Source organism: Gallibacterium genomosp. 1, from assembly GCF_001678575.1.
GTDB lineage: Bacteria > Pseudomonadota > Gammaproteobacteria > Enterobacterales > Pasteurellaceae > Gallibacterium.
Genome location: NZ_JTJP01000033.1, coordinates 1 through 20,538 on the forward strand (window position 1 = coordinate 1; position 20,538 = coordinate 20,538).

General features: G+C 38.3%; 17 protein-coding genes and 1 pseudogene. 11 read left to right on the plus strand and 7 right to left on the minus strand.

The annotated features are described in order from the left end of the window. Both QV04_RS11640 and glyS read left to right on the plus strand, forming a co-directional pair. Positions 1 to 310 (plus strand): annotated as a pseudogene (locus QV04_RS11640) (hypothetical protein); the annotation flags it as partial. A 46-nt stretch (positions 311 to 356) separates the two neighbouring features. Next, a complete protein-coding gene (gene glyS, locus QV04_RS06620) occupies positions 357 to 2,423 on the plus strand; it encodes a glycine--tRNA ligase subunit beta (protein WP_065230842.1) in 2,067 nt (688 codons plus the stop codon). A gap of 70 nt (positions 2,424 to 2,493) precedes the next feature. Here the strand turns inward: glyS and QV04_RS06625 are convergent, their stop codons facing one another. The 6 genes from QV04_RS06625 to nhaB form a co-directional block, all read right to left on the minus strand. Beyond that, on the minus strand, positions 2,494 to 3,027 hold the full coding sequence (locus QV04_RS06625; protein WP_039168059.1) for a gamma carbonic anhydrase family protein: 534 nt from the start codon (positions 3,025 to 3,027) through the stop codon (positions 2,494 to 2,496). A gap of 55 nt (positions 3,028 to 3,082) precedes the next feature. Then, a complete protein-coding gene (gene menB, locus QV04_RS06630) occupies positions 3,083 to 3,940 on the minus strand; it encodes a 1,4-dihydroxy-2-naphthoyl-CoA synthase (RefSeq protein ID WP_039134723.1) in 858 nt (285 codons plus the stop codon). A 13-nt stretch (positions 3,941 to 3,953) separates the two neighbouring features. Then, positions 3,954 to 4,685: a 2-succinyl-6-hydroxy-2,4-cyclohexadiene-1-carboxylate synthase gene (gene menH / locus QV04_RS06635; RefSeq protein WP_065230841.1), complete on the minus strand. Its 732-nt coding sequence runs from the start codon at positions 4,683 to 4,685 to the stop codon at positions 3,954 to 3,956. Next, positions 4,685 to 6,946 carry an ATP-binding protein gene (locus QV04_RS06640; RefSeq protein ID WP_065230840.1) on the minus strand — a complete coding sequence of 754 codons (2,262 nt, stop codon included), beginning with the start codon at positions 6,944 to 6,946 and terminating at the stop codon, positions 4,685 to 4,687. Before QV04_RS06640 ends, menH begins: the two co-directional genes overlap by 1 nt. 70 nt (positions 6,947 to 7,016) lie before the next feature. Continuing rightward, a complete protein-coding gene (dsbB, locus tag QV04_RS06645) occupies positions 7,017 to 7,556 on the minus strand; it encodes a disulfide bond formation protein DsbB (protein ID WP_039134715.1) in 540 nt (179 codons plus the stop codon). Between the two features lie 11 nt (positions 7,557 to 7,567). Then, positions 7,568 to 9,124 (minus strand): Na(+)/H(+) antiporter NhaB, encoded by a 1,557-nt coding sequence (gene nhaB, locus QV04_RS06650; RefSeq protein ID WP_039134713.1) that lies wholly within the window; start codon positions 9,122 to 9,124, stop codon positions 7,568 to 7,570. A gap of 233 nt (positions 9,125 to 9,357) precedes the next feature. Between nhaB and fadR the strand changes: the two genes are divergently transcribed. After that, entirely contained in the window at positions 9,358 to 10,083 is a 726-nt protein-coding gene (fadR, locus tag QV04_RS06655; RefSeq protein ID WP_039134709.1) for a fatty acid metabolism transcriptional regulator FadR, read from the plus strand. Positions 10,084 to 10,259: 176 nt separating this feature from the next. Next, positions 10,260 to 11,255 carry a glyceraldehyde-3-phosphate dehydrogenase gene (gene gapA, locus QV04_RS06660; RefSeq protein ID WP_065230839.1) on the plus strand — a complete coding sequence of 332 codons (996 nt, stop codon included), beginning with the start codon at positions 10,260 to 10,262 and terminating at the stop codon, positions 11,253 to 11,255. 203 nt (positions 11,256 to 11,458) lie between these two features. Here the strand turns inward: gapA and plsB are convergent, their stop codons facing one another. After that, positions 11,459 to 13,882, minus strand: a complete 2,424-nt coding sequence (gene plsB, locus QV04_RS06665; protein ID WP_065230838.1) for a glycerol-3-phosphate 1-O-acyltransferase PlsB — start codon at positions 13,880 to 13,882, stop codon at positions 11,459 to 11,461. A gap of 189 nt (positions 13,883 to 14,071) precedes the next feature. Here plsB and lexA point away from each other — a divergent pair, with 189 nt between their 5' ends. The 7 genes from lexA (at position 14,072) to QV04_RS06700 (ending at position 20,525) form a co-directional block, all read left to right on the plus strand. After that, entirely contained in the window at positions 14,072 to 14,707 is a 636-nt protein-coding gene (gene lexA, locus QV04_RS06670; protein ID WP_197494809.1) for a transcriptional repressor LexA, read from the plus strand. A 349-nt stretch (positions 14,708 to 15,056) separates the two neighbouring features. Further along, complete coding sequence (frdA, locus tag QV04_RS06675) at positions 15,057 to 16,847, plus strand: fumarate reductase (quinol) flavoprotein subunit (protein ID WP_039134758.1); 1,791 nt, start codon at positions 15,057 to 15,059, stop codon at positions 16,845 to 16,847. Next, a complete protein-coding gene (locus QV04_RS06680) occupies positions 16,847 to 17,620 on the plus strand; it encodes a succinate dehydrogenase/fumarate reductase iron-sulfur subunit (protein ID WP_021461006.1) in 774 nt (257 codons plus the stop codon). Before frdA ends, QV04_RS06680 begins: the two co-directional genes overlap by 1 nt. 12 nt (positions 17,621 to 17,632) lie before the next feature. Next, the gene (frdC, locus tag QV04_RS06685) at positions 17,633 to 18,028 is read left to right on the plus strand and encodes a fumarate reductase subunit FrdC (protein WP_013745578.1); all 396 of its coding nucleotides are present in this window, start codon (positions 17,633 to 17,635) and stop codon (positions 18,026 to 18,028) included. A gap of 10 nt (positions 18,029 to 18,038) precedes the next feature. Continuing rightward, the gene (frdD, locus tag QV04_RS06690) at positions 18,039 to 18,383 is read left to right on the plus strand and encodes a fumarate reductase subunit FrdD (protein WP_039096573.1); all 345 of its coding nucleotides are present in this window, start codon (positions 18,039 to 18,041) and stop codon (positions 18,381 to 18,383) included. Positions 18,384 to 18,694: 311 nt separating this feature from the next. After that, positions 18,695 to 19,699, plus strand: coding sequence for a PTS mannose transporter subunit IIAB (manX, locus tag QV04_RS06695; protein WP_065230837.1), 1,005 nt, complete (start codon positions 18,695 to 18,697; stop codon positions 19,697 to 19,699). 22 nt (positions 19,700 to 19,721) lie between these two features. After that, entirely contained in the window at positions 19,722 to 20,525 is an 804-nt protein-coding gene (locus tag QV04_RS06700; RefSeq protein ID WP_065230836.1) for a PTS mannose/fructose/sorbose transporter subunit IIC, read from the plus strand. Positions 20,526 to 20,538: the final 13 nt, after the last annotated feature.

Genomic DNA, 20,538 nt, shown 5'->3' on the forward strand with positions numbered 1-20,538 from the left:
AACTACTTATTTTTCCAAGAATAAATTATGTCAAGACTTCATATCTAAAAATGGTATATTGCTGAATATCGCATCTAATTACTATGATTTAAGAAATGAAAATACTTTTTATACTTTATTTATAAAAGCAAAATTGAATAATAAGAAAATACTTGATAAAGTCGATTATTCTTATGAGATTACAGCTAATACTGCACAGCAAAAAGAGGAAATAAAAAGAGCTATTACAGATCAAGAAGTTGAGAAACTAGTTTTAGTAAATCTCTCTGAAAAAGCTGGTTTCTTAGACCATTTTATTTGTACAAAATAATTCAAATTTTACTGAATTAATACTTAGTTAGATTTAGAGAAACAACATGACAAAAACCTTCCTCGCCGAGATCGGCACTGAAGAGCTACCACCGAAGGCTCTGAAAAAATTAGCGGTGGCATTTAAAGACAACGTAGAGCAAGAGCTCACTCAAGCGGGTTTGGCGTTTGATGCGGTTGAATGGTTTGCTAGCCCTCGCCGTTTAGCGGTGAAAGTGTTGGGGTTGGCGGAAGCACAACCGAGCAAAGAAGTGGAAAAACGTGGGCCTGCGGTTGCGGCGGCGTTTGACGCGGAGGGCAAGCCAACCAAAGCGGCAGAGGGCTGGGCGAAAGGCTGTGGTATCAGCGTGGATCAAGCGGAGCGTTTGACTACGGACAAAGGAGAATGGCTGGTGCATCGTGCTGTGATTGAGGGGCAACCGACTAAAAATCTTCTGCTAGGCATTATCAGCAATGCCCTTGCGAAATTGCCAATTCCAAAAACAATGCGTTGGGGTGATAAAAGCGAGCAATTCGTCCGCCCTGTGCATACGGTAACCCTGTTATTTGGTGATGAGCTAATCGAGGGCGACATTCTTGGTGTTGCGAGTGGCAGAACGATTCGTGGACACCGTTTCTTAGGCGAACAAGAATTTACCATTGAAAATGCCGAACAATATCCTGAAATTTTAGAGAAAAAAGGCAGCGTGATCGCTGATTTTGAACAACGTAAAACAATTATCCGCCAAGACGCTGAAAAAGCAGCAGCAAAAATCGGTGGCGTTGCAGATATTGAGGATGATTTGCTTGACGAAGTAACCTCATTAGTTGAGTTCCCAGTGGTGATGACTGCAAAATTTGAGGAGCGTTTTTTAGCTGTGCCAGCGGAAGCTTTAGTTTATACAATGAAAGGTGATCAGAAATATTTCCCTATTTATGATCAAAACGGTAAGTTATTACCTAATTTTATTTTCGTTTCCAATATCAATCCGCAAGATCAATCTTCAGTTATCGAAGGAAATGAAAAAGTGGTGCGTCCACGTTTAACGGACGCAGAATTTTTCTTTAAAACCGATTTAAAACAGCGTTTAGAAGACAATCTTCCACGCCTTAAAACCGTATTATTCCAACAACAACTCGGTACATTATTTGATAAAACTGAGCGTATCGAAAAACTCAGTGGCAAAATTGCCGCCCAAATTGGGGCGGACGTGGCGAAAGCCGAGCGTGCTGGCTTGCTGTCAAAATGCGATTTAATGACCAATATGGTGTTTGAATTTACTGATACGCAAGGCGTAATGGGAATGCACTATGCCCGCCACGATGGGGAAGATGAAGAAGTGGCAGTGGCATTGAATGAGCAATATATGCCACGTTTTGCGGGCGATGAATTGCCACATTCATTGGTTGCTTGTTCGGTGGCATTGGCGGATAAATTGGATACGCTAACGGGAATTTTTGGCATCGGTCAGCATCCGAAAGGAGACAAAGACCCATTCGCTTTACGCCGTGCAGCGTTGGGCGTGTTGCGAATTATCGTTGAGAAAAATTTACCACTTGATTTAGTAGATTTGGCACAGAGAGCAGCCGCTTTATATGGTGATAAATTAAGCAATGCCAATGTAGTTGAAGACGTGGTGGATTTCATCCTTGGACGTTTCCGTGCTTGGTATCAGGAAGAGGGCATTGCGGTGGATGTAATTCAGGCGGTGTTGGCTTGCCGTCCGACTAAACCTGCTGATTTTGATGCTCGTGTGAAAGCAGTTAATCATTTTCGTACTTTAGATGCAGCTCAGGCACTAGCTGCAGCAAATAAACGTGTACAAAATATCCTTTCCAAAGTTGATGGCGTGTTGCCAGAAAATATTGATCTCTCATTGTGCTGTGAACCTCAAGAGATCAATTTAGCGGAACGTGTATTGGAATTGCAACGTGAGTTGCAACCATTATTTGAAAAAGGCGATTATCAAACTGTATTGAGCCGTTTGGCTGATTTGCGAGAAAGCGTTGATAGTTTCTTTGATAATGTAATGGTAAATGCTGAAGATGAAAAACTTCGTCAAAATCGTTTAGCCTTATTGAAAAACTTGCGAGATCTGTTCTTTAAAATTGCAGATATTTCGTTATTACAATAACGTTAATTGAATTTGAAAAATTTAGAGGAAGACCGAATAGTGAATGAATATTCGGTCTTTTTTGTTTTTGTTATTTCATACTAAGAAAGTCCGCCGCTGTATCAATATAATTTTGTGCGGAAATTCGTAAGAATTTGCGTTCTTCTTCAGTTAATGGACGAATCATTTTGACAGGAGAGCCAAGATAGAGATAACCGCTAGTTAGGTGCTTTCGCGGTGGGACTAAACTACCGGCGCCAATGATAACGTCATCTTCAATGACAGCATCATCTAAAATAATGCTACCCATTCCGACTAAAACTCGATTTCCTATAGTACAACCGTGTAAAGTAACACTATGACCGACAGTAACATCTTCTCCGATTTTCAAAGGAGAACCCTTAGGATGTTCTGTAGTGGATCGAGTAGTATGCAGTACACAGAGATCCTGTATATTGCTGCGTGCGCCAATGCGAATATCATTCACATCACCACGCAAGACAGCTCCAGGCCAAACGGAAACGCTATCATCAAGCCAAACTTTACCAATAACGGTAGCCGCTTCATCGACATAAACATCTTTGCCTAATTGTGGTGTGAAAGATAAGTAATTTCGGATTGCCATAGTTGATTGCCTCTAGATGGAAAAGAAATGGTCAGCGAATGCTGACCACGGGAAATTAAGGATTACGTTTAAATTTGCTGAAGTCTGGTTGACGTTTTTCATTAAAGGCATTTCTGCCTTCTTGTCCCTCTTCGGTCATATAGAACAGCATTGTGGCATTGCCTGCCAATTCCTGCAAGCCGGCTTGACCGTCACAATCTGCATTTAATGCCGCTTTCAAACAACGTAATGCAATAGGGCTGTTTTGCAACATTTCACGACACCAACGCACAGTCTCTTTTTCTAAATCGGCATAAGGGATGACGGTGTTGACTAACCCCATATCCAGAGCCTCTTTTGCATTATATTGACGGCATAAGAACCAGATTTCACGAGCTTTTTTCTGACCAACAATGCGAGCCATATAAGAAGCACCCCAGCCACCATCAAAAGAACCGACGCGAGGACCGGTTTGACCAAAAATAGCATTATCGGCTGCGATGGTTAGATCGCACATCATATGTAGAACGTGACCGCCGCCAATCGCATAACCTGCTACCATTGCCACTACCGGTTTCGGGCAAGTGCGAATATCGCGTTGGAAATCAAGCACATTCAAATGATGAACGCCCTGATCATCTTTATAACCACCGTAATCACCACGTACTTTTTGATCACCGCCGGAGCAGAAGGCTTTCTCACCTTGACCGGTTAAAACAATAACGCCTATTTTTTCATCAAAACGAGCGTCAGAAAAGGCTTTAATCATCTCTTTTACGGTTTGTGGGCGGAAAGCATTACGTACTTCAGGGCGATTAATTGTAATTTTAGCAATACCATCTTTTGATTTGTGATACAAAATATCGCTATAACCTTCGCTACAATTTTGCCATTCAACAGGAGCGTATAAAAAGTCTTCACTTGGATATAACATAAAATTTCCTTTTTTATTGATTGAATAGGGTGATTAAACACTCGGCAAATGCTGCCGGTTGATGAATATGCGCATTATGCCCAACTTTAGCAATTAATGTTAGGTTTAATTGATGTTTTTCAGCCAACAGTTTAAATTTTTTATCATTTTCTCCACAAATATAGTGAAATTTTTGTGGCTGAGTTTGAATTTGTTGCCAAAGATTAGGTTGTTTGGCTAATGATGTTGCATTTAACATTTTTGCCAAATCGCTACCGTTATTATGTTTGCGAATTGCAATTAATTGTTGGCGTTGCAAAGCCGTTAAATCCGAAAAAACTGCTTGTTGATACCAATCTTTAAGCACTGTTTCAATATTTTCTGATGCAAATCGTGTTGTCCACTTTATGTCATTTTGCCAACGTTGTTGTTTTTCCTGTTCGGTATCTAAACCTAAATTTGCTCCTTCCAGAAAGACTTGTTGCAAATGATGATGTGCAAATTGTGTTTGTGTAGCAAAGTAGGCAGCTAAACGACCACCTAACGAGTAGCCGATTAAATGATAAGGTTGATTTCCGATTAAGTGATGAATTTTATTGGATAACCATTCGGAGCATTGGTCAAAATCTGCCATATTTTGCCTATTTTGACCGTGTGAAGGTAAATCTAAACAGTAACAATGATAATAGGGTAGATGCTTAATAACATTTTCCCAATCTTTACTGCTGCCAAGAAATCCGTGCAAAAAAATTAAGTTTTGTACCATTATTTGCTATCCAGCCAGCGTTGTAAACTTGCTACGTGTTGTTGCCAAGACTTTAATTGTTCAATACGATTAGCAAGACATATTTGCCAATCACTACTATCTCCGTCTTGAATTGCTTTACAAACTTGTTGTAGCTGTTTTAATCCGACTGAAGCGGCAGCTCCTTTCATTTTGTGTGCAGTTTCAGTAAGCTGTAATTTCTTCTGCGGATCACTCAAATAGCGTTGATACTCTTGCATAAGTTGCTGTAGATATTCTGGCATTGTTGCGACAAAAAGCTTTAAATTATTTTGAATTGCTTGTTTGCCAAGAATTTCATAAAGCTCATCAAGAATGGACAAATCAAGTTGAGGCCACTGTTTATCCTGTACAGAAGGTATAGTTTCCACTTCGTAAGAGTTTTCCTGTTTTTCTTTGGCGCTGGAATTTTCTGGTTGTAGATTAAATAGTTGCAATAAACATTTATTTAAAGCATCGAGTGACAACGGTTTTTGTAACACATCATCCATTCCGTGTTTCAGATAATCTTGTTTATTGGAAACGACATTTGCTGTTAATGCGACCAGAGGCGGTAAATAATCGAATTTTTCATCTTCATATTGCTGATGTAGATAATCTGCAATTTCAAATCCTGTCATATCAGGTAGATGAATATCAAGGAAAACTAGATCATATTGATTATTTTCAATTTTATGAATTGCCTCTTTACCGTTCATTGCAATGTCTACTTGATAACCCAGTTTTTCTAAAACAGATTTAGCAACAATGATGTTGATTTCAATATCTTCAACCAGCAATACAGATAGATTTTGTAGTTCTGGAGTAGAGGAGATTTTCGGCAATTTATGTGCTTGTTCTGCTTTAAATGTGAATGTGAAGGTTGAACCTTTGCCCAGTTCGCTAACAACAGTGAGATCACCGTTCATTAATTTAGCAATACGTTTGGAAATCGATAGACCGATACCGCTGCCAAGTGCTTTTTGATTAGCGGTACGAACTTGATAATACATTGCAAAGATCTTTTTCAATTCGGATTGAGGAATACCGATGCCAGTATCGGTTAGCGCAAAGCTATAAGTATTTTGATCCAAACGTGAAAATCGTAATGTCAGACCGCCGGAAGGCGTAAATTTCACAGCATTATTAATTAAATTCCATAGAATTTGTGAAATACGAGCATAATCTAACAACAATAAATTTGGCAAATTTTGATCATATTCAAGCTTAAAACTGAGATTTTTTTGATTGGTCATAAAAGTTGCAAAATTATTAATATCGCTCAATAAATGCATTACGTTGGTTTCTTTCTTATAAAGTTGAATTCGACGAGTATCTAATTTTTCTAAATCAATGATATCGCTAAAAATATGCCCGAGTGAAACCGCACTTACATTGATGGTATGCAGATAATTACGCTGCTCCTCATTTAATTGGCTATCTAACAGAATTCTACTCAAACCTATTATACCGTTAAGAGGGGTGCGCAATTCGTGGCTAATAGTTGCCATTAGTGTGGACTTATCACGGCTCGCTTTTTCAATGGTTTCCTGATAACGTTTATGTTCTGTAATATCTCGCCCAAAACCCAATAAACAGTGCTGTTTATTAATGCGATCATAATAAGGTACTTTGCGGATTTCAAAACAGGCCAGTTTGCCATTAGGATATTTAAACCATTGCTCGTAAGTCATTCCATAATTATTATCCAAGACAGCTCGATCAGTTGCTCGTACATATTTTGCAATATCAACAGAAAATGTTTGTTCGATCTCTAAGGTTTTTAATTCTGCCTCACTTTTTCCTGTCAATAACTCCATTGCACGGTTACATTCTAATAATTGCCCATTTTCTGCACGAGAAAAAACTAAATCAGGAGAGGCATCAATAAAAGAACGTAAGAAATCTGCTTTTTGTTGTAGTGCAATTTGGGCTTTATTTTTAGCACTAATTTCTTGTTCCAACAAAGTTAAAGTATTAGATAATTCTAAATTTGATTCGTGCAAATGTTGGCGTGACAGCTCTAGTTTTTCCACAATCACATTAAAAAAATAGATCACAAAAGGTGCTGAAATTAAGCCGAATGTAATAGAACGAATGATATCCATCCAATCTATAGTGCCAATGATGAAGAGGCTTAAGAGAATTTGCGTACAAAGTGCAAATACCGCTAGGATAGTAATCCCTAAAATTGAAAAACGTAAACGCCCAAGCCGAATAACCCAATCAATATATTTTTGTAGTGAATGACGAATATCAACCATATTTTTAACCTTTATCTGAAAAATAAGAAAAAAGGATAAATATCAAATAATTATCCTTTTTTATTCACTCTTATCTGAATAATTGACGTTGACGAGAAAAAGGGTGGCGTTTGAATTGAGATAATGCCACGATTAACCAAATAACAATATAGATAACAAATATAGCAATTAACCATTGTGGCATTGTATAGCCAAGGAATTTCCAAGTGATATCACTACAGGAGCCACTTGCCTGAAAAATATGTGGAAACCACTGATCTAACGGCAATGTATGTGGGAAATCAGGTTTGAATTCGCACTGTTTCCAAGGTGCGGGATTGAATTGATAATCGACGTGTTCGATAGCGATCATCAATCCTTTAACCGCTCCCCATAAACCGACAGCAATACCGAGAAGTCGACAAACCAATACAGACGGATAAATGGCACCAATTAATGCACCTATAATAATTGCAAATAATGCAACGCGTTCATAAATACACATTACACAAGGATGTAACCCCAGACCGTACTGAAAATAGAGTGCTGCCCCCTCTAATGCGACACCTGATAACGCCATAATAAACCAAGCTGTGCGAGTTAAAGACCAAGATTTAAAGAGTACGAACATTATTTATCCTTCTAGTGAACCGGTGGAATATGCGATACTGGGATTAAACCCCATTGTGTAAATAATGAAGCAAGTTCCGGTAAGAAAAATTCTACACCAATAAGACCAACGATAGATAACACAATGGTATAAGGTAATGCCATAATCACCATTCTACCATAAGATAAACGAATTAATGGGGCAAATGATGAAGTTAATAAGAATAAGAATGCAGCTTGACCGTTTGGTGTTGCCACTGAAGGTAAGTTAGTTCCGGTATTGATTGCAACAGCAATAGACTCAAATTGTGTTAATGAAATTTTGCCGGCTTCTAAAGCTGCTTTTGCTTCATTAATATAGACAGTGCCGACGAATACATTATCTGAAATAGACGAAAGCAGACCATTGAAGATATAGAACAACATAAGTTGTGAGCTTTCACTAGCACTTAATACGAATTGAATGATGCCACCGAAAAGATGTTGATCGATAATGACGGCAACAACTGTGAAAAATACCACTAACAAAGCAGTAAACGGTAATGACTCTTGGAACGCGCGCCCAATAGTATGTTCATCGGTAACTCCGCAAAGAGAGGTCGCTAAAATAATAATAGTTAAACCAATTAATCCAACGGCTGCAAGGTGAAATGCTAAACCGATAATTAGCCAAACAGCAATAATTGCTTGAACGATTAATTTCAGACGATCATTATTGGTCATTTTTTCGCTTTGACTACGATCTAAAATTGCTAACACTAACCAGACACGACGTGGCAAATGTGCGCCATAGCCGAATAATTTAAATTTCTCTAATGCAAGGCAGGTTAATAAACCGCAAAGAAGAACTGGAAGGGTAACTGGAGCCATACGGAAGAAGAATTCACTAAAATTCCAGCCAGCTTGTTCAGCGATAATTAAATTCTGTGGTTCGCCTACCATTGTCATTACACCACCTAAAGCAGTACCGACACTAGCGTGCATCATTAAACTACGTAAAAATGCACGAAACTCTTCCAATGTATTTTTTGCGTTGGTGATTTTATCGTCATTGGTAATATCGGTGGAATCATCAAACTTATTACCGGAGGCGACTTTGTGATAAACCCCATAGAACCCCATACAGACGCTGATAACTACGGCGACAACGGTAAGTGCATCAAGAAAAGCGGATAAAAATGCGGAACTCATACAGAAAGCTAAGGAAAGAACAAGTTTGGAGCGAATAGCAAGAAGAAGTTTAGTAAATAGAAACAGTAACAATTGTTTCATAAAATAAATACCGGCAACCATAAACATCAATAACATAATAACTTCAAAGTTAGCCATAATTTCGTGCTTAATATGTTCCGGTGTAGTCATTCCTATAATTACGGCCTCTAATGCTAGTAAACCACCTGGTTGTAAGGGATAACATTTTAATGCCATTGCGAGCGTAAAGATAAACTCAGCAACTAAGATCCAACCTGCGGTAAAAGGATCAATGTAAAAAACAATCGGATTTATCAATAAAAAACCGATAATAAGTAATTTATACCAATTTGGGCTTTTTCCTAAAAAGTTTTGCATACCAGCTTGCAAATACGCCATAACGTCATCTCCATAGACTGTAAGTTTTTTTGATCAAAGAATATTGAATTTTTTCAATGTACAACGAGCAAGATTGTAATACAATCTTGCAAGTTCATTTCATCCGATATTCATTTTATTTGTGAAGGATCAAAAATTTTCACTATTTCATCTCTTTTAAGTATAGAGCTGTTATAAAAACGTTGGAAAATAGACTGATGTAAAAGATATGAAAACAGACGAAGGAATAATTAATGGTAACACAGAACGATATCATCAAAGCACAAAGTCCTGCCGGTTTGGCGGAAGAGTATATCATTCGTAGTATTTGGAATAACCATTTTCCACCGGGAACTGACTTACCGGCAGAAAGAGAACTGGCAGATAAAATTGGAGTAACCAGAACAACGTTGCGTGAGGTTTTACAACGTTTAGCGAGAGATGGTTGGTTAAGTATCCAACATGGTAAACCAACGAGAGTAAATAATATTTGGGAAACTTCAGGATTGAATATTCTAGAAGCTTTGATTAAGCTGGACGGTACACGTGTGCCGACAATTATTGCTAATATTTTGTCGGCAAGGACTAATATCTCCGCTATTTATATCTGTAAGGCATTCCGAATTGCTAAAGAAGAATCTTTGGAAGTGTTTAAACCGTTAGCAGCATTAAAAGATAATGCTGAAGACTATACAACGTTTGATTATGAATTATTTAGAAAATTAGCATTTGCATCAAAAAATCCAGTATATGGGCTGATTTTAAACAGTTTAAAGAGTTTATATGAGCGAGTCGGACGTTTCTATTTTTCCAATCCAACAGGGCGAGCGTTAGCATTAAAATTTTACCATCAGTTGCATAAAATTTGCCAAAGCGGTGAATTGGAGCAGGTTCGTCCTTGTATTAGACAATATGGTATTGAAAGTGGTCTTATTTGGTCATCAATGCAGCAACATTTACCGGAAGACTTTAATGAATAAAATTTGATGTAGATCACAAAAAAGTGATGTGTTATCTTTCATCCGAGGGCTAGCGGATTTTCGTTAAAAACAAGTTTGTGTTATAATTTGCCCAGCTTGAACACGGGATATTGGTGATGTTAATAGTCCGTGTTTAAATTCAATTTTGTTTAACATTAAATATAGGTAAAAATACTATGGCAATTAAAATTGGTATTAATGGTTTTGGTCGTATCGGTCGTATCGTTTTCCGTGCTGCACAACATCGTGACGATGTTGAAGTTGTTGGTATCAATGACTTAATCGATGTTGATTATATGGCTTATATGTTGAAATATGATTCAACTCACGGTCGTTTTGACGGTACAGTTGAAGTTAAAGACGGTCATTTAGTAGTAAACGGTAAAACTATTCGCGTTACTGCAGAACGTGATCCTGCTAACTTAAAATGGAACGAAATCGGTGTTGATGTTGTTGTTGAAGCAACAGGCTTATTTTTAACAGACGAAACAGCACGTAAACATATCACCGCTGGTGCGAAGAAAGTTGTTATGACTGGTCCTTCAAAAGACAGCACTCCAATGTTTGTAAATGGTGTTAACTTCGATAGCTATGCAGGTCAAGATATCGTTTCAAATGCATCTTGTACAACAAACTGCTTGGCACCAATTGCTAAAGTATTAAATGACAAATGGGGTATCAAAGACGGTTTAATGACTACCGTTCACGCAACTACAGCAACTCAAAAAACTGTTGATGGCCCATCTGCGAAAGATTGGCGTGGTGGTCGTGGTGCAGCTCAAAACATCATCCCATCTTCAACCGGTGCGGCAAAAGCTGTAGGTAAAGTAATTCCTGCATTAAACGGTAAATTAACCGGTATGGCATTCCGTGTTCCTACTCCAAACGTATCTGTTGTTGATTTAACAGTAAACTTAGAAAAACCTGCAACTTATGCAGAAATCTGTGCAGAAATGAAACGTGCTTCTGAAGAAGAATTAAAAGGCGTTTTAGGTTATACAGAAGATGATGTTGTTTCAACAGACTTCAACGGTTGTGCATTAACTTCTATCTTCGATGCGAAAGCAGGTATCCAATTAACAGATACTTACGTTAAAGTTGTTTCTTGGTATGATAACGAAACAGGTTACTCTAACAAAGTTCTTGATTTAGTAGCTCATATCTCTAAATAATTAGGTTCTATATATATTCCTCAATAATTAAAAACCGCCAAACGGCGGTTTTTTTATGCCTGTTATTTTGTTGAATTGAAAAGTGATAGAGTCTAAATGTTAATAGTTTGGTGAAAAATTAAGTTAGAGAAATAAATGCAGAATAAGAATATAAAAAATCAGCCTACTTCTATATAGCAGGCTGATCTAATTTATAAAAACGACTATTTCTCGATAGCACCTTGAATAGTAATATCAATTTCTAGTGAAATTATTTTGTGTAAAATAGAAAGTAACTGATCCAATTTCTCATTATTAACATTACCCTCTGTATCAAAATATCCGTTCTGTTTTAATCCATTAATAAAAGCAGAAAATACTGCTTTATCAAAGAATTCGGGAGCATTGATACCGTGTAGTACAGATAAACGTTGAGCAATGGATTGACTCTCTTTTTCTAATTCTGTTCTAGTTTTATTTGGCTCAGCTTTAAGCAGGCTTAATGTAATAAAGTAACGTTGTAAAATTTCACGTACACCAGCGGCTAGAAGCTGCAATGAACGCCCGCGTTTTTTATTAATAGTCAAAATATTTTCGTGGCGTTTTAAGATTTCTTGTCGGCATAATTCATCAATAATCGATAATAAATATTTCTGCAATCTCTCTTCAGGAATATTTAAGAATAGTTCATTTGCCAAGAATGGATAGAATTTTTTTACTGCCTCTAAGACAAGATTTAATTCTATCGCTTCGTGATGTAATACTAAGCTAGCAATAAATGAAGGCAACACAAATAAATGTTGAATATTATTACGGTAATATGTCATCAAAACTGCGGAGTTGCGTTCTAGTCTAACTATTTCACCGAAATTATCTTTTTCGATTAAAATGCCGACACGATCTAAATTTAAAACGTGTTGTAATATGCTTTCACCGTTTTCGTTAGGCAAAATAATATCATCATCGTAACAGGTATTGCGTAATAATTGTAAGCAGGAATCAATCTGTTCAATTAATAACTCTTTGGATAACGCACGTTGGCGTGAAGAAAGTAAGATAGAAACTGTCAAATTCATCGCATTTACTGCAGCTGCGCGATTAATATTAACCATTACTTGATTAGAAACGCGAGAAACTGCATCATTAAACCATTCTGGACGATTTTTATCATCTGCATTATGGCTACGCCAATCAGGATAGTACTGGTTTAAATAATTGTTGAGCGTAATCGGCTCGGCAAAATTCACATAACCTTTACCGAGATTGCGTAATTTCTTGATAACGCGCAACACTAATCCGGCATTTTCTTTTTCTTTCTCAGCACCACGAAGCTCTTTTGCGTAAGTGTCAACTTCGAGTACGTGTTCATAACCGATATAAACTGGTACGATTGAGATTGGTCGTGTTTGTTGGCCGCTTTGCAATGCTTGTAATGTCATTGACATCATCCCAGTTTTGGGGGCTAATAAACGTCCGGTACGAGAACGCCCACCTTCAATAAAAAACTCAACGGAATAACCACGATGGAATAATTCTGCCAAATATTCTCTAAAAATAGTGGAATAAAGACGATTGCCTTTGAATGTTCGACGAATAAAAAATGCACCCCAGCTACGGAATATTGAGCCTACAGGCCAGAAATTTAAATTAATGCCGGCAGCAATATGTGGTGGTACTAAACCTTGATGATAGAGTACATAGGAGAGTAATAAATAGTCGATATGGCTACGATGGCAAGGGACATAAACAATTTCGTGTCCTTCTAAAGCCAGTTTTCGTACACGATCTGCGTGTTCAACATTAATTCCTTGATAAAGGCGATTCCATAACCAACGCAAGAAACGATCAGCTACGCGTAAGCTGCTGTAATTAAAGTTGGAGGCGATTTCCTGTAGAATTTTTTCAGCTTCCTGACGAGCTTTCTCGGGTGAAATTTTCTTATTTTCTGCTTCGTCTGCAATTGCCTTTATAATCTTTTCATTGCTTAGTAATTTAGCAAACATAGCGGAACGATTTAGTAAACGTGGACCGGTAGCGGAAATGCGCTGTTTTGAGAAATGGATACGAGCAACCCGCGCTAATTTTTGTGCCATTTTTTGATCGGAACCGAAATTATTCACCATATAACGTAAAGAGACCGCTTGTGAAAAACGAACAAAATTATCACGACCAAACCATAAAATTGTTGCAAACTTTTCGATACCGTTAAGCAAACGCAGTTTCGGTAAACCGGATTTATCTTCATAGCCGGGTGAGCGTCCCCATAGCACAGAAACTGGAATTAATTGCACGTCAAGATCTGCTAAATTGCGGTGCTGTTCTAGATATTGAGAAAAAATTTGTTCTGTTTCTTTTTTTACTGTTTTTGATTTAAAGAAACGACGTCCCTCATCGAGAAAAACATAGCGAGGCAATTGTTTTCCATTAATTTCATTCATCTCTAATGGATCAGGCAAACCTAAAGAAAGACAGTTTTTCTGAAAAATAAGTAAGTCTGTTTGAGAAGTGTAGGGAAGAACATAAATTAGGGGTTCATTAATATTGAGATGTAATTCTTCGATTGGATTATTGGGGATTGAATTACTCTTGACCAAAATAGATAGTGGCAAGCTTAATAATTTTCGATAAAAATTAAGAAAAAAAGCCATTTGAATTCCTTTATTTTGATTTTTAATAAAAAACGGCGTAAGTGTAGCATAAATTTATTATTAAAAGTGAGCGTCAGATCAAGCAATGCATAAAAGAACGGTGCTTGATAAATTACTTTGCAATCAGAGAGAGGCTGTATATAATGACAGGTAATACTGTATAAAAGCACAGAGAATGAGATTATGGCGATAAAAAGTAATAAAGCACTGACAGCACGTCAACAACAGGTTTTTGATTTTGTAAAACAGCATTTAGAACAAACAGGAATGCCACCGACTCGTGCGGAAATAGCTAAGCAGCTTGGTTTCCGTTCTGCCAATGCGGCGGAAGAGCATTTAAAAGCTTTAGCCAGAAAAGGTGTTATTGAAATAGTATCTGGCACTTCACGTGGAATAAGATTAATTGGTGAGGTGGAATCGGCAAACGATGAACAGGAGGGGTTGCCATTGGTTGGGCGAGTGGCTGCCGGAGAGCCAATTTTGGCAGAAGAGCATATTGAAGCGATGTATCAGGTAGATGTGAATATGTTTAAGCCGAAAGCAGACTTTTTGTTGAAAGTGCAAGGAATGTCGATGAAAGATATTGGAATTTTAGACGGCGATTTATTAGCTGTACACAGCACAAAGGATGTGAGAAATGGGCAAGTGGTTGTTGCACGTATCGGTGAAAATGTAACGGTAAAACGCTTTGAACGTAAGGGGAATATGCTTTATCTACATCCGGAAAATAGCGAACTTTCTCCAATTGTAGTCGATCTCAGCCAAGAAAATGTAGAAATTGAGGGTATTGCAGTTGGTATTATTCGTAATAATGCTTGGATGTAGCTGTAAAAGAGTATTCGGGCGACAAAATTGTCGCCTTCTTCGTTAATTTCTCGTACTATAAAACAGTTTTTTATTTCAAAAATGTTAATATTTTGTGTTTTGTTCATTGAATAAATTTTCAGAAAACAAAATCTTTCCTATTTTTTATTCTGTTTAAATCTTGTTCTAACAACAGTTTCTTTGTATACCTCATAATTGTTGTCCAGCTACATAACTTTTTTGAGGTAGATCACGAAACTGACTTTTTTTATTAAAAATCTGTAAAAAAATAATTACCTACCGACCAAATAATGGCACAATAATGGCACTTTTTACTTCTATTCTAAATAACGTAACCTTGGAGGATATCGTGCAGACTGTTAATGTCGATATTGCAATTGTTGGTGCCGGTGGTGGTGGCTTGCGTTCAGCAATCGCAGCCGCAGAAGCAAACCCTAACCTTAAAATTGCTCTAATTTCAAAAGTTTATCCAATGCGTAGTCATACTGTTGCTGCTGAAGGTGGTGCTGCGGCAGTTATTAAAGATGAAGACTCATATGATAAACATTTTCATGACACTGTTGCTGGTGGTGACTGGCTTTGTGAGCAGGATGTAGTGGAATATTTCGTAGAGCATTCTCCAATTGAAATGACACAGTTGGAACGTTGGGGATGCCCTTGGAGTCGTCGTCCGGATGGTGATGTGAATGTACGTCGTTTCGGTGGTATGAAAATCGAAAGAACTTGGTTCGCAGCCGATAAAACCGGTTTCCACTTACTTCACACTTTATTCCAAACTTCTATTCAATTCCCTCAAATTCAGCGTTTTGATGAGCATTTTGTGCTTGATATTCTTGTTGATGATGGTCACGCACGCGGTGTCGTTGCAATGAATATGATGGAAGGCACAATGGTTCAAATCAATGCCAATGCAGTCATTATCGCAACTGGTGGTGGTTGCCGTGCATTCCGCTTTAATACTAATGGCGGTATTGTAACAGGTGATGGTCTTTCTATGGCTTATCGTCACGGTGTGCCGTTACGTGATATGGAATTTGTTCAATATCATCCTACTGGATTACCTAATACCGGTATTTTGATGACTGAAGGTTGCCGTGGTGAAGGTGGTATCTTGGTCAATAAAGATGGCTATCGTTATTTGCAGGATTATGGCCTAGGTCCTGAAACCCCAATCGGAAAACCTCAAAATAAATATATGGAACTTGGTCCTCGTGATAAAGTTTCACAAGCATTCTGGCAAGAGTTGCAAAAAGGTAACACTTTGAAGACCGCAAAAGGCGTTGATGTGGTTCACCTTGATTTAAGACATCTTGGTGAAAAATACTTACACGAACGTCTACCGTTTATTTGTGAGTTAGCACAAGCATATGAAGGTGTTGATCCGGTTAAAGCGCCTATTCCTGTACGTCCAGTTGTTCACTATACAATGGGTGGTATTGAAGTTGATCCTCAATGTGAAACTCGTATTAAAGGTTTATTTGCTGTGGGTGAATGTGCTTCTTCTGGTTTGCACGGTGCTAACCGTTTAGGTTCTAACTCACTTGCTGAATTGCTTGTATTAGGACGTGTTGCTGGCGAACAAGCTGCTCAACGTGCGGTTGAAGCAAAACCAGCAAATCAATCTGTAATTGATGCGCAAGCACAGGATGTGATTAAACGTCTTGATGCCTTGTTAGATCAGGAAGGTACAGAATCTTGGTCTGCAATTCGTGATGAAATGGGCAACTCTATGGAAGAGGGTTGCGGTATTTATCGTACGCAAGACAGTATGCAAAAAACTGTAGATAAAATCCAAGAGTTGAAAGAACGTTATAAACGTATCCGTGTTGCTGACCGTTCAAGCGTATATAACACAGATGTGCTTTATACTATTGAATTAGGTTATATCCTTGATGTAGCACAATCTATCGCTTGTTCAGCACTTGATCGTAAAGAATCTCGTGGTGCTCACCAACGTTTAGACTATACAGAACGTGATGATGTGAATTACTTGAAACATACGCTTGCATTCTATAAAGAGGGTGGAGTGCCGACTATTGAATACAGCGATGTGAAGATTACTAAATCGCAACCAGCAAAACGTGTTTACGGTGCGGAAGCAGAAGCCGCAGAAAAAGCAGCAAAAGAAGGGGCAAAATAATGGCGAACGCATTACAAACAATGACGGTTGAAATTCTACGTTATAATCCGGAAGTAGATAACGAACCGCATTTAAAATCTTATCAGGTTCCATATGATAGCCAAACCTCATTACTTGATGCGTTGGGTTATATTAAAGATAAACTTGATCCGGATCTTTCTTATCGTTGGTCTTGTCGTATGGCGATCTGTGGTTCTTGTGGGATGATGGTAAATGGTCGTCCTAGCTTAGCGTGTAAGACTTTCTTGCGTGATTTTAGTGGTCATATGCGTATTGAACCATTAGCGAATTTCCCAATTGAACGCGATCTTGTTGTTGATTTGAGCCACTTTATCGAAAGCCTTGAATCAATTAAGCCATATATCATTGGCAACAAAGCTCCGGAGTTGAAGAATGTTCCACAACCTTCTTCAGAATTGGCGAAGTCAAGAACAAAACAAACTCCGGCAGAGTTGGAAAAATATCGTACATTCTCAATGTGTATCAACTGTGGTTTATGCTATGCAGCGTGTCCGCAATTCGGCTTGAATCCTGAATTCGTTGGTCCGGGTGCAATTACATTGGCTCACCGTTATAACTTAGATAATCGTGACCACGGTAAAGAAGAACGTATGAAGATCCTTAACGGTAAAAATGGGGTTTGGAGTTGTACTTTCGTTGGTTACTGTTCAGAAGTGTGTCCAAAACACGTTGGTCCTGCTTCAGCGGTTAACCAAGGTAAAATTGAAAGTGCGAAAGACTACGTTTTTGCAATGTTAAAAATGCAAAAATAAGGAGAAAGTAGAATGACAACAGTAGCAACAAGTAAACGCAAAAAGTATGTGCGTGAAGTCAAAGCGACTTGGTGGAAAAAGTTAGACTTTTACAAATTCTATGTCTTGCGTGAAAGTACATCAGTGCCAACCATTTGGTTCTGTTTAGAATTATTCTACGGTTTGACTTGTTTAGGTAACGGTACTTTCGATAGTAATTTTGTGAACTTCTTACAAAATCCGGTGGTAGTTATTCTGAATATTATTACTCTTGGTGCAGTGTTACTTAACACATTCACATTCTTTAATATGGCACCACAAATGATGAATATCATTGTGAATAATGAACGTATTAATGTGAAAATGGTTACCAAGGTTTTCTGGGCAATTACCTTAGTAGTAAGTATTATTGCTTTAATTTTAGTATAGGAAACAGAAAATGAACAAAGAAACTCCAAAACGTTCAAACGAACCTGTCGTTTGGTTACTGTTCGGTGCAGGTGGTGCAATTAGTGCGGTATTTTTTCCTGTATTAGTCCTCATTTTAGGTTTTCTACTCCCATTTGGATTAGTTTCACCGGACAATATTGTTGCATTTGCACATACTTGGATTGGTAAATTGGCAATTTTAGTATTGTTAATTTTTCCAACTTGGTGTGGTATTCACCGTATCCATTTAGGGTTGCACGATTTTAAAGTGCATATCCCTGCAGGTGGAGTGATTTTCTACGGATTAGCAGTACTTTATTCTGTATTGACTATTTTTGCAGTGATTTCACTATAATCGGCTTTTAGTAAAAAATCTCCTGTTCCGGAAGGGCAGGAGATTTTTTTATGGCTTTAAAAAAACTCTTTTTGATATTTATTTTACCATTTTAAATAAATTTAATTCACAAAGGAGAAACATACTTTTTACATCTTCGGGTAAAAAAATGATATTGAACAAAAGTCTATAAAATAAGGCAATAAATTCTAATCTTTTTCTCAATTTTGTGATCTGTGTTATATCTCTTTTAGCAAAATTTCTTTAAAATTGCCGGCGTTTTTACTCTATTTGAAATTTTATCTATTCATTAAATTAAATAAGGAGCTCCTATGAGTATTGCTATTATCATAGCAACGCATGGTGTCGCAGCCGAGCAATTACTTCGTACAACAGAGATGTTGATCGGAGAGCAAGAAAATGTCGCTTTTATTGAATTTGTTCCGGGTGAGAACCAAGAAACGATCATTGGTAAATATCAGGATAAATTGGCGAATGAACTTTCCGGTTGTGATCAAGTGTTATTCCTAGTTGATACTTGGGGTGGCAGTCCGTTCAATGCAGCAAACCGTGTTGCGGACGGCAAAGACAATATGGAAGTGGTAACCGGTGTTAACGTGCCGATGTTGGTGGAAACCTTTATGGCGCGTGATGATGATCCTTCTTTAGAAGAGTTGGCAGAAATTGCTTTAGAAACCGGTCGTGGTGGTGTTCGTGCATTAAAATTGGAACAAAAACCACAGCAGGAAAGCAAACCTGAACCGGCTCCGGCAGCAGCGCCGGCGCAACCTCAACCTCAGCCAGTGGCAGCGCCTCAACCGCAAGTTGCAACAGCCGGTAAACATATGGCAATCGGCCTTGCGCGTATTGATGACCGTTTAATCCACGGCCAAGTGGCAACACGTTGGACAAAAGAGAGCAAAGTGAATCGTATTATCGTGGTCAATGATGAAGTCGATAAAGACGATGTGCGTAAAACAATGTTGAAACAGGCTGCGCCTCCGGGAGTGAGTGCACACGTTGTTAATGTGGCGAAAATGGTGCGTGTTTATAATAACCCTGAATATAACGATGATCGCGTGATGTTGTTGTTTACTAATCCGACCGATGCTCTCTTTTTAGTTGAGTCAGGGTTGGATATTAAATCGGTCAACATTGGTGGTATGGCTTATCGTGAAGGTAAAAAACAGATTACCAGTGCCGTTTCGGTCGATGAGAAAGATATTGCCGCATTTAAAAAGTTGGCTGATTTAAATGTTGAACTTGATGTGCGTAAAGTATCGAATGATCGTAAAGAAGATATGATCGATTTATTGAAAAAAAGCAACCTTATTTAATACTTAACTGAAGGAAAATATTATGGAACTTTCTAGTATTCAAATTATTTTGATCTTCATCATCTCCTGTATTTCAGGGATGGGATCGATCTTGGATGAGTTTCAGACTCACCGTCCTTTAATCGCTTGTACCTTAATCGGTTTAGTATTGGGCGATATCAAAACCGGTATTATCGTTGGTGGTTCGTTGGAATTATTGGCATTAGGTTGGATGAATATCGGCGCAGCACTTGCACCGGATGCGGCGTTGGCTTCTGTGGTTTCTACCATTTTGGTTATCGTTGGCGGTCAAGAAATTACCACCGGGATTGCGATTGCGATTCCGCTTGCAGCTGCCGGTCAGGTATTAACCTATGTGGTGCGTGCGATTACCGTCGGTTTCCAACACCTTGCAGATAAATCCGTAAAAGACGGTAACTTAAACCGTTTAGACTGGGTACACTGCAGTGCATTGCTTTTACAAGCGATGCGTATTGCTATTCCGGCATTGCTCGTGGCATTGACAGCCGGTACAGACACTGTTCAATCTTTATTAAGTGCGATTCCGCCGGTCGTAACAACCGGATTAAAAATCGCCGGTGGTATTATCGCCGTGGTCGGTTATGCAATGGTTATCAATATGATGCGTGCCGGTCACTTAATGCCGTTCTTCTATGCCGGTTTCGTGGTAGCAGCGTTCACAGACTTCAACTTAGTGGCACTTGGTGTACTTGGTACAATTATGGCAATTCTTTATATCCAACTTCACCCTAAATACAATCAAAGTAAGCAAGTGGTGCAAGTAGTATCAAGCAGTAATGACGATCTTGACAACAGATTAGATTAATGGGGAAAGCAGA

Bases quoted from the DNA above. Each gene is read 5' to 3' on its own strand.
- glyS (WP_065230842.1), top strand. From the start codon at position 357: ATGACAAAAACCTTCCTCGCCGAGATCGGCACTGAAGAGCTACCACCG.
- QV04_RS06625 (WP_039168059.1), bottom strand. From the start codon at position 3,027: ATGGCAATCCGAAATTACTTATCTTTCACACCACAATTAGGCAAAGAT.
- menB (WP_039134723.1), bottom strand. From the start codon at position 3,940: ATGTTATATCCAAGTGAAGACTTTTTATACGCTCCTGTTGAATGGCAA.
- menH (WP_065230841.1), bottom strand. From the start codon at position 4,685: ATGGTACAAAACTTAATTTTTTTGCACGGATTTCTTGGCAGCAGTAAA.
- QV04_RS06640 (WP_065230840.1), bottom strand. From the start codon at position 6,946: ATGGTTGATATTCGTCATTCACTACAAAAATATATTGATTGGGTTATT.
- dsbB (WP_039134715.1), bottom strand. From the start codon at position 7,556: ATGTTCGTACTCTTTAAATCTTGGTCTTTAACTCGCACAGCTTGGTTT.
- nhaB (WP_039134713.1), bottom strand. From the start codon at position 9,124: ATGGCGTATTTGCAAGCTGGTATGCAAAACTTTTTAGGAAAAAGCCCA.
- fadR (WP_039134709.1), top strand. From the start codon at position 9,358: ATGGTAACACAGAACGATATCATCAAAGCACAAAGTCCTGCCGGTTTG.
- gapA (WP_065230839.1), top strand. From the start codon at position 10,260: ATGGCAATTAAAATTGGTATTAATGGTTTTGGTCGTATCGGTCGTATC.
- plsB (WP_065230838.1), bottom strand. From the start codon at position 13,882: ATGGCTTTTTTTCTTAATTTTTATCGAAAATTATTAAGCTTGCCACTA.
- QV04_RS06680 (WP_021461006.1), top strand. From the start codon at position 16,847: ATGGCGAACGCATTACAAACAATGACGGTTGAAATTCTACGTTATAAT.
- frdC (WP_013745578.1), top strand. From the start codon at position 17,633: ATGACAACAGTAGCAACAAGTAAACGCAAAAAGTATGTGCGTGAAGTC.
- frdD (WP_039096573.1), top strand. From the start codon at position 18,039: ATGAACAAAGAAACTCCAAAACGTTCAAACGAACCTGTCGTTTGGTTA.
- manX (WP_065230837.1), top strand. From the start codon at position 18,695: ATGAGTATTGCTATTATCATAGCAACGCATGGTGTCGCAGCCGAGCAA.
- QV04_RS06700 (WP_065230836.1), top strand. From the start codon at position 19,722: ATGGAACTTTCTAGTATTCAAATTATTTTGATCTTCATCATCTCCTGT.